Origin of the sequence: Microbacterium sp. SS28, assembly GCF_022761035.1 — a bacterium.
Lineage (GTDB): Bacteria > Actinomycetota > Actinomycetes > Actinomycetales > Microbacteriaceae > Microbacterium.
Map to the genome: position 1 here is coordinate 224981 of NZ_JAKWJP010000002.1, position 15623 is coordinate 240603.

General features: G+C 68.8%; 9 protein-coding genes and 1 tRNA gene. 2 read left to right on the plus strand and 8 right to left on the minus strand.

All coding sequences use genetic code 11. The features are described from left to right. Both MJ607_RS06395 and polA read right to left on the minus strand, forming a co-directional pair. Complete coding sequence (locus MJ607_RS06395; protein WP_243074740.1) at positions 1 to 1674, minus strand: DUF885 domain-containing protein; 1674 nt, start codon at positions 1672 to 1674, stop codon at positions 1 to 3. 79 nt (positions 1675 to 1753) lie between these two features. Then, positions 1754 to 4393 (minus strand): DNA polymerase I, encoded by a 2640-nt coding sequence (gene polA / locus MJ607_RS06400; protein WP_243074741.1) that lies wholly within the window; start codon positions 4391 to 4393, stop codon positions 1754 to 1756. A 58-nt stretch (positions 4394 to 4451) separates the two neighbouring features. Between polA and MJ607_RS06405 the strand changes: the two genes are divergently transcribed. After that, a complete protein-coding gene (locus MJ607_RS06405; protein ID WP_243074742.1) occupies positions 4452 to 4880 on the plus strand; it encodes a hotdog fold thioesterase in 429 nt (142 codons plus the stop codon). Positions 4881 to 4931: 51 nt separating this feature from the next. Here MJ607_RS06405 and MJ607_RS06410 read toward each other — a convergent pair whose 3' ends face one another. Then, positions 4932 to 5546, minus strand: coding sequence for an ANTAR domain-containing response regulator (locus MJ607_RS06410; protein ID WP_243074743.1), 615 nt, complete (start codon positions 5544 to 5546; stop codon positions 4932 to 4934). A gap of 55 nt (positions 5547 to 5601) precedes the next feature. Here MJ607_RS06410 and MJ607_RS06415 point away from each other — a divergent pair. Next, positions 5602 to 5684, plus strand: a tRNA-Leu gene (locus MJ607_RS06415). 166 nt (positions 5685 to 5850) lie between these two features. Here the strand turns inward: MJ607_RS06415 and MJ607_RS06420 are convergent. The 5 genes from MJ607_RS06420 to gltB all read right to left on the minus strand — a co-directional run bounded on the left by MJ607_RS06420 (position 5851) and on the right by gltB (position 15562). Then, positions 5851 to 7395 (minus strand): APC family permease, encoded by a 1545-nt coding sequence (locus MJ607_RS06420; RefSeq protein WP_243074744.1) that lies wholly within the window; start codon positions 7393 to 7395, stop codon positions 5851 to 5853. A gap of 152 nt (positions 7396 to 7547) precedes the next feature. Then, entirely contained in the window at positions 7548 to 7931 is a 384-nt protein-coding gene (locus MJ607_RS06425) for a PLDc N-terminal domain-containing protein (RefSeq protein ID WP_243074745.1), read from the minus strand. Between the two features lie 82 nt (positions 7932 to 8013). Continuing rightward, positions 8014 to 9456, minus strand: a complete 1443-nt coding sequence (gene pyk, locus MJ607_RS06430; RefSeq protein ID WP_243074746.1) for a pyruvate kinase — start codon at positions 9454 to 9456, stop codon at positions 8014 to 8016. 60 nt (positions 9457 to 9516) lie between these two features. Beyond that, a complete protein-coding gene (locus tag MJ607_RS06435; protein WP_243074747.1) occupies positions 9517 to 10983 on the minus strand; it encodes a glutamate synthase subunit beta in 1467 nt (488 codons plus the stop codon). Continuing rightward, positions 10976 to 15562: a glutamate synthase large subunit gene (gene gltB, locus MJ607_RS06440; protein ID WP_243074748.1), complete on the minus strand. Its 4587-nt coding sequence runs from the start codon at positions 15560 to 15562 to the stop codon at positions 10976 to 10978. The genes MJ607_RS06435 and gltB overlap by 8 nt, the downstream gene beginning before the upstream one ends. Positions 15563 to 15623 lie beyond the last annotated feature (61 nt).

A 15623-nucleotide genomic window follows, 5' to 3' on the forward strand; every position in this document is an offset into this window, starting at 1 on the left:
TCAGCCGACGAGCGCCGTGCGAAGGGTGTCGAGACCGACGCCGCCGATGCCGAGGGCGCACTGGTGGAACGCCTTGATCGAGAACGCGTCGCCCTCGGTCTCGGCCACCTCGTCACGCAGCTGCTCCCAGATGCGCTGCCCCACCTTGTACGACGGAGCCTGACCCGGCCAGCCGAGGTAGCGGTTGACCTCGAAGCGGATGAACTCGTCGGGCATGTTGACGTTGTGCCGCATGAACTCCAGCGCGTACGCGGCGTCCCACGGGCCCGACTCGTCGGGGCGCGTCTTGGACAGGTGCACGCCGATGTCGAGCACGACACGCGCGGCGCGCATGCGCTGGCCGTCGAGCATGCCGAGGCGGTCGGCCGGATCGTCGAGGTAGCCCAGCTGCTGCATGAGGCGCTCGGCGTACAGCGCCCACCCCTCTGCGTGGCCCGACGTGCCCGCGAGCAGGCGCCGCCACGAGTTGAGCTCGGCGCGGTTGTAGACCGCCTGCGCAATCTGCAGATGATGCCCGGGGACGCCCTCGTGGTACACCGTGGTGAGCTCGCGCCACGTGTCGAACTCGTCGACACCCTCGGGGACCGACCACCACATGCGGCCCGGGCGCGAGAAGTCGTCGGTCGGGCCCGTGTAGTAGATCCCGCCTTCGTTGGTCGGGGCGATCATGCACTCGAGCCGGCGGATCGGCTCGGGGATGTCGAAGTGCGTCCTGCCGAGCTCCTCGACGGCCCGGTCGCTCGTCTCCTGCATCCAGCGCTGCAGCGCCTCGGTGCCCTGGAGCTTGCGCGAGGCGTCCTGCTCGAGGAACGCGACGGCCTCTTCGACGCTCGCTCCCGCCTTGATCTCGTGCGCGATCGACTCCTGCTCGGCGACCATGCGCGCGAGCTCTTCGACGCCCCACTCGTACGTCTCGTCGAGGTCGATCGTCGCGCCGAGGAAGCGGCGCGAGTGCAGCGCATAGAGGTCGCGGCCGACGGCGTCCTGCTCCGACGCCTCGGGGGCGAGCTCGTTCGCGAGGAACTGCGCGAGCTCGTCGTATGCGACGCGGGCGGCGCCTGCGCCCTCTGAGATTTCACGGGCGAGGGATGCCGGCAGCTGACCCTCGTCGGGAGCCGCCTCGGCAGCGAACCCCGCGAAGAAACCCGTGTCGCTCGTGTAGCGCCCGATCTGCGTCACGACCTCGGACACCTGACGGCGTGCCGGCACGACTCCGCGCGCGATGCCCTCGCGGAGCGTCGCGACATAGCCGTCGACGGCCCCGGGGAGCGCCCTGAGGCGCTTGGCGACGACGCTCCAGTCGTCGACCGTGCTCGTGGGCATGAGGTCGAAGACGGAGCGGATGTCTTGGGCCGGCGACGCGATGACGTTGAGGTCGCGCAGGTGGGACTGCGCGTCGTGCAGCTCGAGCGAGAGCCGCAGCTCGCGAGTCAGGTCCTCCTTCGTCACCTCGTCGACGGGGTCGACGGGCGCGGCGGTCTCGAGCGCCGAGAGCGTCGCGCGGGTCGCCTCGACGACGCGCTCCTGGCCCTCGGGCGAGAAGTCCGCGTACCGGTCGTTGTGCTCGCTCTTGCCGATGTAGGTGGCCAGTGAGGGATCGAGCTCGGCGAGCGTGTCGACCCATGCGTCGGCGATCGCGTCGATCGGAGTACCGGGCCGAGGGGAAGCAGTCATGCTTCGAGCCTATGTACGCGACCGCGTCGCAGCCAACCCGGCACCCGGTTCCGTCGTGCCCGAGCGTCGGTGCGCCGCGTCAGTGCGCCGCCTCGTTCCAGTCGCCGCCGCGGCCGATCTGCACATCGAGGGGCACCGAGAGCTGGGCGGCGCCGCCCATCTGCTCGCGCACGACGCGCTCCGCGGCGTCCCACTCGCCGTCGGCGACTTCGACGACGAGTTCGTCGTGGATCTGCATCAGAACGCGGGAGCGCAGGCCCTCGGCCGTGAAGTCGTCGTGGATGCGGAAGAGCGCGATCTTCATGATGTCGGCCGCGCTTCCCTGGATGGGCGCGTTGAGGGCCGCTCGCTCGGCGTTCTCGCGCAGGACGCGGTTGGGGCTCGCAAGGTCGGGGAACGGCCGCCGGCGCCCGAAGATCGTCTCGGTGTAGCCGTCGATGCGGGCCTGCTCGACCGATGAGCGCAGGTAGTCGCGCACGGCGCCGAACCGCGCGAAGTACTCCATCATGAGCTGCTTCGCCTCGGACTGCTCGATGCGCAGCTGCTTCGAGAGGCCGAACGCCGAGAGGCCGTACACGAGGCCGTACGACATCGCCTTGACCTTCGTGCGCATCTGCGACGTGACCTCTTCGGGCGCGACGCCGAACACGCGCGCACCGACGAAGCGATGCAGGTCTTCGCCCGAGTTGAACGCCTCGATGAGCCCCGGGTCTTCCGAGAGGTGCGCCATGATGCGCATCTCGATCTGCGAGTAGTCGGCCGTGAGGAGGGTCTCGTAGCCTGCCCCCACCTCGAAGGCGGACCGGATGCGGCGGCTCTCCTCGGTGCGGACGGGGATGTTCTGCAGGTTCGGGTCGGTGCTCGAGAGACGGCCCGTCTGGCTGCCCGTCTGCAGATACGTCGTGCGCACCCGGCCGTCCGCCCCGATCGCGACGTCGAGCGACTCGATGATCTGGCGCAGCTTCGTCGCCTCGCGGTGCTGCAGGAGCAGGTCGAGGAACGGGTGGGGGTTCGTCTCCTGGAGGTCTGCGAGCACCGCGGCATCCGTCGAGTACCCCGTCTTCGTCTTGCGGGTCTTCGGGAGCTGCAGCTCGTCGAACAGCACCTCCTGCAGCTGCTTCGGCGAGCCGAGGTTGACCTCGCGTCCGATCGCGGCGTACGCATCAGCGGCGATCGCGTCGGCGCGCTCCCCCAGCTCGCGAGAGAACGTCGAGAGCTTCTCGTGCGAGACGGCGACGCCCGCGAGCTCCATGTCGGCGAGAGCCTGCAGGGTCGGCAGCTCGATGTCGGTGAGGACGGTGGAGACGGATGCCGCGAGCTCGCCGCGCACCGCCTCTGCGACGCGCAGGACGAACCACGACAGCTGACCCGCCGTCGCGCCCTCGGTCTCGGGCACGAGCTGCGTCGGGTCGGACTCGGGGAGGCTCTCGTCGAGGTAGCGCTCGACGAGGTTGGCGAGGGTCTTGTCGGGGAAGCTCGGGCGCAGCAGCCAGCCGGCGAGGATCACGTCGAGCGCGAGACCGCCGACGCGCGCTCCGGCGCGCCGGAGAGCCTTGACCTGCGGCTTGGCGTCGCTGAAGACCTTGGGAGCGTCGGAGGCGAGCCACGGGCCGATGGCCTCGCCCACTTCGGGCGTCCAGGCGGACTCGGCGGCGGCATCCTTCGACGCGAAGCCGAGTCGATCGGGCTGGCCGCCCGAGACGACGACCGTGACGCCGACCTCGCCCTGCGCCGCCTCGAGCCACGCGCGCAGCGCATCCGGAGCGAGCTCGGCGGGCGCGGGCATCGGCACCGCCGCGGCAGAGGTCACCGCGGCCATCTGCTGCTCGATGCCGGCGAGTTCGGCGACGCGTGGAATGAGCGTCTTGAACTCGAGGCGCGCGAAGATGTCGCGGACCGCCTGGGCGTCCATCGGCTGCACCTCGAGGTCGAGCGGGCCGAGCGGAAGCTCGACGTCGGTCAGGAGGCGGTTGAGCGAGCGGTTGCGTCGCACGTCGTCGAGATGCTCGCGCAGGTTGCCGCCGACGACGCCCGTGACCTTGTCGGCGTTCTCGAGCAGCGCATCGAGCGACCCGAACTGCGTGAGCCACTTGACGGCGGTCTTCTCGCCCACCTTCGGGACGCCAGGCAGGTTGTCGCTCGTCTCGCCGACGAGGGCCGCGATGTCGGGGTACTGCTCGGGAGGGACGCCGTACCGGTCGATGACGGCCTGCCGGTCGTAGCGCTTGAGCTGCGAGACGCCCTGCACGTTCGGGTAGAGCAGCGTGACCTCGTCGTTCACGAGCTGGATCGTGTCGCGGTCGCCCGAGCAGACGAGCACGTCGAAGCCCGCGGCAGAGCCCTGTGTCGCGAGCGTCGCGAGGATGTCATCGGCCTCGATGTCTTCCTTCTGCAGCACCGGGATGCTCATCGCGGCGAGGCACTCCTGCAGCAGCGGGATCTGGCCCTTGAACTCGGACGGCGTCTCGGACCGGTTGGCCTTGTACTCGGAGTACGCGCGGGTGCGGAACGACTGGCGCGACGTGTCGAAGGCGATCACGAGATGCGTCGGCTTCTCGGCCTTGATGAGGTTGATGAGCATCGACAGGAACCCGTAGATCCCGTTCGTGTGCTGGCCGTCCTTCGTCGAGAAGTTGTCGACGGGGAGCGCATAGAAGGCCCGGTACGCGAGGGAATGGCCGTCGACGACCAGAAGGGTAGGCTTTGCGGAGTCCGTCACCCTGCAAGCCTAGACGCGGGGTGGGACACGAACCGATGCCCGCGAACCCGGACGGACGATGACTGAGCCGCACCCTGCTCCCGACGACCGGATCGACTGGGCCCGCTCCCGCGGCGTCGGCGCACTGGCCGAGAAGATGGGCTTCGAGTGGGTCGAGTTCACCCTCGAGCGCGCCGTCGCCACGATGCCCGTCGAAGGCAACACGCAGCCCGTCGGGCTCTTCCACGGCGGCGGCTACGTCGTGCTCGGCGAGTCGCTCGGCTCGATGCACGCGAACCTCCACGCCGGCCCCGGACGCCTCGCCGTCGGCATCGACATCAACGCGACCCACACGCGCTCTGCGACGTCCGGGCTCGTGACAGGCGTGTGCACGCCGATCCACATCGGCCGCAGCCTCACGGTGCACGAGATCGTCGTGAGCGACGATCAGGGCCGTCGCTGCTCGACCGTGCGGATCACGAACATGATCCGCACCCTCGCGGCATAGACGACGGATGCCGCGACCCGTGGGCCGCGGCATCCGATTGAAGTCTCCGGCTCAGCCCTTCTTGGGCGCGAGCTGCTCGATGATGGCCTTCGCGACGTCCTGCATCGTGAGACGACGGTCCATCGACGCCTTCTGGATCCAGCGGAACGCCTCGGGCTCGGACAGCCCCATCTTCTCGTTGAGAAGGCCCTTCGCCCGGTCGACGAGCTTGCGGGTCTCGAAGCGCTCGACCATGTCGGCCACCTCGGCCTCGAGCGTGATGATCTGCTCGTAGCGGGCCAGCGCGATCTCGATCGCCGGCAGAAGGTCGTTCGGCGTGAACGGCTTGACGACGTACGCGAGTGCACCGGCCTCGCTCGCACGCTCGACGAGCTCCTTCTGGCTGAAGGCCGTCAGCAGCACGACAGGCGCGATGTGGTTCTTGCTGAGCTTCTCGGCGGCGCTGATGCCGTCGAGCTGGGGCATCTTGACATCCATGATGACGAGGTCGGGACGCAGCTCCGTCGCGAGCTGGACGGCGGTCTCGCCGTCGCCCGCCTCGCCGACGACGTCGAACCCGTTGTCGCGGAGGATCTCGACGATGTCGAGGCGGATCAGCGACTCGTCCTCCGCGACGACGACGCGACGGGGGGTGGTTGCCGAAGTGGCTTGCTCTTGCTCAGTCACCTTTGAATCCTAGGGTATGTTCATTCGCGGACGCGCGGTGCCCTCCTCCGCGCGGGCCGGTGTGGCGGAATGGCAGACGCGACCGACTCAAACTCGGTTGTCCGAAAGGACGTGTGGGTTCGAGTCCCACCACCGGTACGAAGGAAGGGCCGCCCCTCGGGGCGGCCCTTCCTTCGTGCGTGTGGTGTCGCTGAGAATGCACGTGTGGCCGTAGGGCCGAGTCCCACCACCGGTACATCACCGGCACAGACAGGGTCTGAGAGGGGAGCGGATGCCTCGATACGAGGCATCCGCTCCCCTCTTCTCAGTCGTCGACCGTCTTGATCGCCGTCGTGTTGGGGTCAGGCAGCGTCTCGACCTGCTCGGGCGAGCGCAGGTCGACGTCCGCGGGCGCCTTCCTGTCGAGCTCCGCCGGCAGCTCGAGCGGTCGGCGCGAGTAGTAGACCTTCGCCTTGCGGTAGAACAGCGCGAGCGGCACGACGCCGAGCACGATGAGCCCGATGCCGAGCCAGTTCACGATCGGGTCGTTGAGCGGGACCGACACGATGAACGCCCAGGCCATGAAGACGGCTCCCGCAGCCGGCCACAGGCCGATCAGCACGAAGTTCTTCACCGACTGGAACAGCACGCGGCGATACGCGACGACGACGGCGATGCCCGCGAGCGTGTAGTAGAACGCGATCTGCAGGCCGATCGACGAGATCGCGTTGCTCATGATGTCGGCGACGCTCCCGAGGAAGTTCGAGCCGATGAACAGCACCAGCGAGACGCCGAGGATCACGAGGGTCGCGAAGGTCGGGGTCTTCCAGCGCGGGTGGACGCGGCCGAACGCCTGGGGAAGCGTGTGGTCGCGGCCCATCGCGAAGAGCGTCCGCGTCACCTGGATGAGTGTCGTCTCGAGTGTCGCGATCGTCGACAGCGCCACCGCGATGATGAGGATCTTGCCGCCGAGCCCCGGCCAGATGATGTCGCCGAGCACCGAGAGGATGTTCGCGCTGTTCTCCTCGATCTGCTCCTGCGAGAGCATGATGAGCGTCGCGATCGTGAAGATCTCGAAGAGGACGAACACGATGCCCACGCCGATGAGGCCCGCCGAGCCCGCCGACTTGTGGCCGTCGGTCGTCTCTTCGTTGAGATTCGACGAGACGTCCCAGCCCCAGTAGTAGAAGGCCGCGATGAGCGCCGCCGAGACGAAGACGCCGGGACCCGCGAGGTGCGTGAAGCCGAGCCACTCCCACGAGAAGTCGGGTCCGTCGTGCGCGGTCGTCGCGGCGCGGTACAGCGCGAGCCCCGCGAAGACGACGAGGATCGCGACCTCGGTGACCGACATGATCCACTGCGCGCGCGCCGTGATGTGCACGCCGAAGTACACGCAGGCGGCCATGACGATGAACCACACGGCGCCGACGGTCGTGATCAGCGGGACGTTGTCGGCCTGGCTCGGGTCGAACAGCGAGACCGTCATTGCCCCCGCGGGAAGCGCTCCCGCGACCATGAAGATCGTCGCCGAGATGACGAGCGCCCAGCCGGAGAGGAAGCCGAGGGCCGGGTGCAGGGCGCGTGCGACCCACGAGTAGGCGGCACCGGCATTGACGTCGGCGCGGCCGAGATACAGGAACGCCCACGCGATGCCGAGCATCGGGATGCCGCACCACAGCAGTGCGGCGGGTGCGCCGAGCCCGGCGACGCCGACGAGGGTCGCGGTCGTCGCCGCGATCGAGTAGGCGGGAGCACTGCCCGCCACGGCCATCACGATCGAGCCGGCAGGGCTCACTCCGCCTGCCTGCAGGGCGTGAGAGCCCGCATCCCTCTGGCCGTCGGGTGCGACCTGAGAGCTGTTCTGTGCCATCTGTCATCCTCACTGCCGCCACGGTGGCGACGGCTGGACGCTACACCCGATCGGCGTGCGCCATCCATGAGAATCCACAGGCCGCCGCGGGAACGCAGAAGCGGCGTGGAGCTGAGCTCCACGCCGCTTCCCGAGCGGTGCTCGGTGGCCGGTCAGGCCCCGAAGTACTGGTTGCCCAGGGCCTTGCTCTTGAGGGCGTCGAACTCGCCCTGCGAGATCGTGCCCGCATCGAGCAGCGACTTCGCGCGGGCGATGTCTTCCGCGGGGCTCGCCGATGCGGTCGGACGGTACGCGTCGTTCTCGGCGACCGACGCGCGCGCCTGATACTCGCGCTCTGCGATGCCCTTGCCGCGGGCGATGATGTAGATGATTCCCGTCAGGAACGGCACGAAGACGAGGGCGATGATCCACAGCGCCTTGAGCCACCCGTTGAGACTGTCATCGCGGAACAGATCGCGGATCACGAAGATGATGACGTAGAGGTAGGCGATGAAGTAGAACGCCCACAGCAACCACCAGAAGAACACGGAATCCACCTTTCCAAAGCGGCTAGATCGCCCTCAGCCTAGCGATCGCCAGGCCGAGGACGATCCATTCGTCGCCCGCTGCGGGTGAGTGCTACTGGCGGTAGATCGGCGCTGCGCCGTGCACCGCGTCGCCGACCTTGTGGACGCGGATGTCGTTGGTCGAGCCGATGATTCCGGGAGGGGATCCCGAGATCACGACGACCTTGTCGCCGACCTTCGCGAGCTCGTTCGAGAGCAGGTAGTCGTCGACCTGGATGAACATGCGGTCGGTGTGCTCGACGTGCTCGACGAGCGTCGACTGCACGCCCCACGTGAGCGCCATGCGGCGCCGGATGGCCGGCTCCGGCGTGAACGCGATCATCGGGATCTTGGAGCGGATGCGCGACATGCGGCGGGCCGTGTCGCCGGACTCCGTGAAGAGGCACAGGAACTTGGCGTCGACGAAGTCCGCGACCTCGACGGCGGCGAGCGTGATGGCGCCGCCCTGCGTGCGAGGCTTGGCCGTGAGCGGCAGGATGCGCTCGAGGCCGTGCTCCTCGGTCGACTCGACGATGCGGGCCATCGTCTCGACGACCACGACGGGGTACTTGCCGACGCTCGTCTCGCCCGAGAGCATGACCGCGTCCGCGCCGTCGAGGACGGCGTTGGCGACGTCCGAAGTCTCGGCGCGCGTCGGAACCGGGTTCTCGATCATCGACTCGAGCATCTGCGTCGCGACGATGACGGGCTTGGCCATGCGCCGGCACAGCTCGACGGCGCGCTTCTGGACGATCGGCACGGCCTCGAGCGGAAGCTCGACGCCGAGGTCGCCGCGGGCGACCATGATGCCGTCGAACGCGTCGATGATCTCCTCGAGATTGTCGACAGCCTGCGGCTTCTCGATCTTCGCGATGACCGGGACGTGGCGTCCCTCCTCGGCCATGATGACGTGGACGCGCTGGACGTCCTTCGCGTCGCGGACGAACGACAGCGCAACGAGGTCGCAGCCGGCCCGGAGGCCCCAGCGGAGATCCGCTTCGTCCTTCTCGGACAGCGCGGGCACGTTGACCGCGACGCCGGGAAGGTTGATGCCCTTGTTGTTCGACACGGGGCCGGCGACGATGACCTTCGTCGTGACGACGGGGCCGTCGACGCTCTCGACCTGGACGCGCACCTTGCCGTCGTCGATCAGCAGGAAGTCGCCCGCCTTGACGTCGTCGGGAAGGCCCTTGAACGTCGTCGAGACGATCTCCTTCGTGCCGGGGACGTCTTCCGAGGTGATCTTGAAGATGTCGCCGACCGCGAGCTCGTGGGGGCCGTCGGTGAACTTTCCGAGGCGGATCTTCGGACCCTGCAGGTCCACGAGGATCGCGACAGCACGCTGCGCGTCCTCGGCGGCCTTGCGGACGTTGGCGAAGTTGTTGTCGTGGACCGAGTAGTCCCCGTGGCTGAGGTTGAACCGCGCGACATCGACGCCGGCATCGATGATCGCGCGGACCATCTCATACGTCGAGGTTGCGGGGCCGAGGGTTGCGACGATCTTTGCGCGTCTCATCCGTATGTGCTCCGTGGGAGGGATTTTGCGGGAAAGCGGTCGGATTCGACCTCATTCAGCCTACGCGGGCAGGAGACCGATCGCGACATCGGACGCCCGGACGGGAGCCGGAAGCGATGTCGCACCCATGAGGTAGGCGTCCGCATGCGCTGCCGCCGCGCGGCCTTCCGCGATCGCCCACACGATGAGCGACTGGCCGCGGCCGGCGTCGCCTGCCACGTACACGCCGGGCACGGCGGAGCGGAAGTCATCTTCGCGCTCGACGTTGCCGCGGCTCGTGAACTGCGCGCCGAGCTGCTGCTCGAGCTGCGTGCGCTCGGGGCCGGTGAATCCCATCGCGATCAGCACGAGGTCCGCGGGGATCTCGCGCTCCGTGCCGCTCTTGGGCACGCGCCGGCCGTCGACGAACTCGGTCTCGGCGACGCGCAGCGCGCGCACCTCCCCCGCCCCGTTCCCGAGGAACTCGACAGTCGAGGCGAGGTAGGCGCGCTCTCCGCCCTCTTCATGCGCGGACTGCACCTCGAAGAGCGTCGGCGACATGGGCCACGGCTGGTGGTCGGGACGCTCGCCGGGAGGGCGGTTGCCGATCGCGAGGTTCGTGACGCTGAGCGCGCCCTGGCGGTGCGCCGTGCCGATGCAGTCGGCGCCGGTGTCGCCGCCGCCGATCACGATGACGTGCTTGCCCTCTGCCGAGATCTGGTTCGGCACCTTGTCGCCCGCGGTCGCGCGGTTGGACTCGACGAGATACTCCATCGCGAAGTGCACGCCCGCGAGGTCGCGGCCGGGGATCGGGATGTCGCGCGGCACTGTCGCGCCGGTCGCCACGATGACGGCGTCGTAGCGCGCACGGAGGTCGCTCCACGAGATGTCCTTGCCGACCTCGACGCCCGCGCGGAAGCGCGTGCCCTCGTCCTGCATCTGGCGAAGACGCGACTCGAGGTGCTTCTTCTCCATCTTGAAGTCCGGGATGCCGTAGCGCAGGAGCCCGCCGATGCGGTCGTCGCGCTCGAACACCGCGACGGTGTGACCCGCGCGCGTCAGCTGCTGCGCGGCCGCGAGGCCCGCGGGCCCCGAGCCGACGACGGCGACGGTCTTGCCGGTCAGGCGACCGGGCGGCTCGGGCTCCACCCAGCCGTTGCCGAACGCCTCGTCGATGATCGAGACCTCGATCTGCTTGATCGTGACGGCGGGCTGGTTGATCCCGAGCACGCACGAGCTCTCGCACGGAGCGGGGCACAGACGGCCCGTGAACTCCGGGAAGTTGTTCGTCGCGTGCAGCCGCTCGATCGCGGCGCGGCCCTCGCCGCGCCACGTGAGGTCGTTCCACTCCGGAATGAGGTTGCCGAGCGGGCAGCCCTTGTGGCAGAACGGCACGCCGCAGTCCATGCAGCGGCCCGCCTGGCGACGGAGCACGGCAGAATCGCCGGGCTCGTACACCTCTTTCCAGTCGAGGATGCGGACAGGCACCGGACGACGAGCCGGAAGCTCGCGATCGGTGACCTTCAGAAAGCCTTTCGGGTCAGCCACCCGTCACCTCCAGGATGCGGGTCCAGACGACATCGCCGTCGGGGTCGAGCCCTTGGGCGACCGCCTCCTGACGCGTCTGAAGGACCGCTGCGTAGTCGCGCGGAAGCACGCGCACGAAGTCGTCGAGGACCGTTTCGAAGTCCTCGAGAAGGGATGCCGCAAGCTGCGACCCGGTCTCGGAGAGATGCTGCACGAGGAGATCGCGCAGGATCTCGGCATCCCCCGATCCCAGTTCGCCGAGCACGAGCTCGCCGCTCGCGAGCGCCTCGCGGTTGACGAGGGCGCGGTCGAGCTTGTGGATGTAGGCCATGCCGCCGGACATGCCGGCGCCGAGGTTGCGCCCCGTCTTGCCGAGGATGACCGCGAGACCGCCGGTCATGTACTCGAGGGCGTGGTCTCCGACGCCTTCGACGACGGCCGTCGCGCCCGAGTTGCGCACGAAGAAGCGCTCGCCGACGACGCCGCTGAGGAACATCGTCCCCTGCGTCGCGCCGTAGCCGATCACGTTGCCCGCGATGACGTTCTGCGACGCGTCGAAGCGCGCGGCCCGCGGCGGGCGGATCACGATCTGCCCACCCGAGAGGCCCTTGCCGACGTAGTCGTTGGAGTCGCCCTCGAGCCGCAGGGTGATGCCCGCGGGCATGAATGCCCCGAACGACTGACCCGCCGAGCCCGTCAGGTTGACGACGATCGAGCCGGTCGGCAGCCCGTTCTGGCCGTGCGCACGCGTGACGTGGTGGCCGAGCATCGTGCCCACAGCCCGCTCCGTGTTGCGGATCGCGAGGTCGATCTCGATGTGTCCGCCGTGCGCGATGACGTCCTGCGCGCGCTCGAGCAGCTGCACGTCGAAGTGGTCCTCGAGCTCGTGCTGCTGGCCGCGCGCGTTGCGACGCGGCTCGTCGGCGGCGAACGCGGGGCCCTCGAGCACGGGCGAGAGGTCGAGACCGCTCGCCTTCCAGTGGTCCACGGCGCCGTCGATGTCGAGGACCTCGGTGTGGCCGATCGCCTCGTCGAGCGAGCGGAAGCCGAGCTCGGCGAGGTACTCGCGCACCTCTTCTGCGATGAACTCCATGAAGTTCACGACGAACTCGGGCTTGCCGTTGAACCGCGCGCGGAGCACGGGATTCTGGGTCGCCACGCCCACAGGGCACGTGTCGAGGTGGCAGACGCGCATCATGATGCAGCCGGACACGACGAGCGGGGCCGTCGCGAAGCCGAACTCCTCGGCGCCCAGCAGCGCGCCGATGATGACGTCGCGTCCCGTCTTGAGCTGGCCGTCGACCTGGACGACGACGCGGTCGCGCATGCCGTTGAGCATGAGCGTCTGCTGCGTCTCGGCGAGACCGAGCTCCCACGGCGTTCCCGCGTGCTTGAGCGAGTTGAGCGGGCTCGCGCCCGTCCCCCCGTCGTGGCCCGAGACCAGGATGACGTCGGCGAGCGCCTTGGCGGTGCCCGCGGCGACCGCCCCGATGCCCGACTGGCTCACGAGCTTGACGTGCACGCGCGCACCCGGGTTGGCGCGCTTGAGGTCGAAGATGAGCTGCTTGAGGTCTTCGATCGAGTAGATGTCGTGGTGCGGCGGCGGCGAGATGAGACCGACGCCGGCCGTCGCGTGCCGCGTGCGCGCGACCCACGGGTACACCTTCGTGGGGGGTAGCTGCCCGCCCTCGCCGGGCTTGGCGCCCTGCGCGAGCTTGATCTGGATGTCGTCGGACTCCGTCAGGTACAGGCTCGTGACACCGAAGCGCCCCGACGCGACCTGCTTGATCGAGCTGCGGCGCTCGGGGTCGAGCAGCCGATCGACGTCCTCACCGCCCTCACCCGTGTTCGACTTGCCGCCGATGCTGTTCATCGCGATCGCGAGCGTCTCGTGCGCCTCGCGGGAGATCGAGCCGTAGCTCATCGCACCCGTCGAGAACCGCTTGACGATCGCCGAGACGGGCTCGACCTCGTCGATCGGGACGGCGGGACGCAGTCCCTTGCGCAGCGCGAACATGCCGCGCAGGGTCTTGAGCTCGCTCGCCTGGTCGTCGACGAGCTTGGTGTACTCGCGGAAGACGTCGTAGCGCCGCGTCCGCGTCGAGTGCTGCAGCCGGAAGACGGTCTCGGGGTTGAAGAGGTGGGGCGAACCGTCGCGCCGCCACTGGTATTCGCCGCCCGTCCAGAGCCGCTCGTGCGCGCGCACGGCGGCGTCCTCGGGGTACGCGTACGCGTGACGCGCGGCGTTCTCGGCCGCGATGACGTCGAGGCCCACTCCCCCGAGCTTGGACTCGGTGCCCGTGAAGTACTTCGCGACGAACTCGTCCGAGAGCCCGATGGCCTCGAAGACCTGGGCGCCCGCGTAGGACGACACCGTCGAGATGCCCATCTTGGACATGATCTTCAGCACACCCTTGCCGAGCGCGTAGATCAGGTTGCGGACGGCCTTCTCGGGCGGGATGCCGGTGATGAAGCCGGCACGGACGAGGTACTCGACCGTCTCCATCGCGAGATAGGGGTTCACGGCGGACGCGCCGTAGCCGATGAGCGTCGCGACGTGGTGCACTTCGCGCACATCGCCCGTCTCGACCACGAGGCCGACCTTCATGCGCGTCTCGTTGCGGATGAGGTGGTGGTGCACCGCAGCGAGCATGAGCAGCGACGGGATCGGCGCGAGGTCCTTGTTGGAGTCGCGGTCGCTCAGGACGATGAACTCGGCGCCGTCCTCGATCGCCTGGTCGACCTCCTGGCACATCTGGGAGATGCGCTTCTGCATGCCCTTGTGGCCGGCCTCGACGCGGTAAAGACCCCGGATCGTGACCGACGTGCGACCCGGGAGGGCCGTGTCGATGTGCTGGATCTTGGCGAGCTCGTCGTTGTCGATGACCGGGAAGTCGAGCGTCACGGTGCGCGTGTGGTCGGCACCCCACGACAGCAGGTTGCGCTCGGGGCCGAGCCCCAGCGAGAGCGACGTGACGACCTCCTCGCGGATCGAGTCCAGCGGCGGGTTCGTCACCTGCGCGAACTGCTGCGTGAAGTAGTCGAACAGCAGGCGCGGACGATCGCTCAGCACGGCGACGGGGGTGTCGCTGCCCATGGCGCCGAGGGGCTCGGCACCGGTCTGGCCCATGGGGGTCAGGAGGATGCGCACCTCCTCCTCGGTGTAGCCGAAGGTGCGCTGACGGCGCGTGATGGACGCGATCGGGTGCACGATGTGCTCGCGCTCCGGAAGATCGGCGAGGCGCACGCGTCCCGCGTCGAGCCATTCCTGCCACGGCTCGAGCGTCGCGAGCTGGCCCTTGATCTCGTCGTCCTCGATGATGCGGCGCTGAGCCGTGTCGACGAGGAACATGCGGCCGGGGCGCAGGCGTCCGCGGCGCTTGATGCGCTCGGGCTCGAAGTCGAGCACGCCGGTCTCGCTGCCGATGACGATGAGGCCGTCGGTCGTCTCGGTCCAGCGGCCGGGGCGCAGGCCGTTGCGGTCGAGCGTCGCGCCGACGAGGGTGCCGTCGGTGAAGATGAGCGCGGCGGGGCCGTCCCACGGCTCCATCTGCATCGAGTGGTAGTCGTAGAAGGCGCGCAGATCGGGGTCGATGTCGACCTGCTTCTCGTACGCCTCGGGGACCATCATCATGATGGCGTGCGGCAGGCTGCGGCCCGTGAGGGTCAGGAGCTCGAGCACCTCGTCGAACGAGGCCGAGTCGCTCGCGCCATCCGTGCAGATCGGCAGGAGCGGCTTGAGGTCGCCGAGCAGCTCGGACTCGAGCTGCGACTGACGCGCGCGCATCCAGTTGCGGTTGCCGTTGACGGTGTTGATCTCGCCGTTGTGCGCGAGCATGCGCAGCGGCTGCGCGAGCGGCCACGACGGGAAGGTGTTCGTCGAGTAGCGCGAGTGCACGACCGCGAGCTCGGACATGAAGCGATCGTCCGAGAGGTCCGGGTAGAACGGCTCGAGCTGCAGCGTCGTGACCATGCCCTTGTAGCCGAGCGTGCGGCTCGAGAGCGAGACGAAGTACGCGTCGAGCTCGTGTCGCGCGCGCTTGCGCAGGCGGAACACGCGGCGGTCCAGCGCGATGCCCGACAGCGCGGGCGCGTCGCCCTCGGCGGGGCTCGCGACGAACAGCTGCTCGAAGACGGGCTGCGCGTCGAACGCGAGCTTGCCGAGGTGCTCGTCATTGGTCGGCACCTCGCGCCAGCCGAGCACGGCGATGTTCTCGCTCGCGGCGATCCGCTCGATGCCGGCCTTCTGCGCGGCGCGCTCGTCGGCGTCGACCGGCAGGAAAGCCAGTCCGGCGGCGTACTCGCCGACGGGCGGAAGATCGAAGTCGACGACCTCGCGCAGGAACGCGTCCGGCATCTGCGTCAGGATGCCGGCACCGTCACCGGTTCCCGCGTCCGAGCCGATCGCACCGCGGTGCTCGAGGTTGCGCAGCGCCGTCAGGGCGAGCGCGATGATGTCGTGGCCGGGCTCGCCGCGAAGAGTCGCGACCATGGCCAGACCGCAGGCGTCCTTCTCGAAGGCAGGGTTGTACATTCCCTGCTTCTGCGGGAGGCCGCTGGTGCCGGTGGAACCGGGGCTGTGACGGGGGCTCGAAGCCATACCGACCGTCCTCACTTGATGCTCACAATGGGACGACGTCGGCCCGGTACTAGCTGGACTG

What these genes read in the sequence shown, in the direction of transcription:
- MJ607_RS06395 (WP_243074740.1), bottom strand. Translation starts at nt 1,674, where the DNA reads ATGACTGCTTCCCCTCGGCCCGGTACTCCGATCGACGCGATCGCCGAC.
- MJ607_RS06405 (WP_243074742.1), top strand. Translation starts at nt 4,452, where the DNA reads ATGACTGAGCCGCACCCTGCTCCCGACGACCGGATCGACTGGGCCCGC.
- MJ607_RS06420 (WP_243074744.1), bottom strand. Translation starts at nt 7,395, where the DNA reads ATGGCACAGAACAGCTCTCAGGTCGCACCCGACGGCCAGAGGGATGCG.
- pyk (WP_243074746.1), bottom strand. Translation starts at nt 9,456, where the DNA reads ATGAGACGCGCAAAGATCGTCGCAACCCTCGGCCCCGCAACCTCGACG.
- gltB (WP_243074748.1), bottom strand. Translation starts at nt 15,562, where the DNA reads ATGGCTTCGAGCCCCCGTCACAGCCCCGGTTCCACCGGCACCAGCGGC.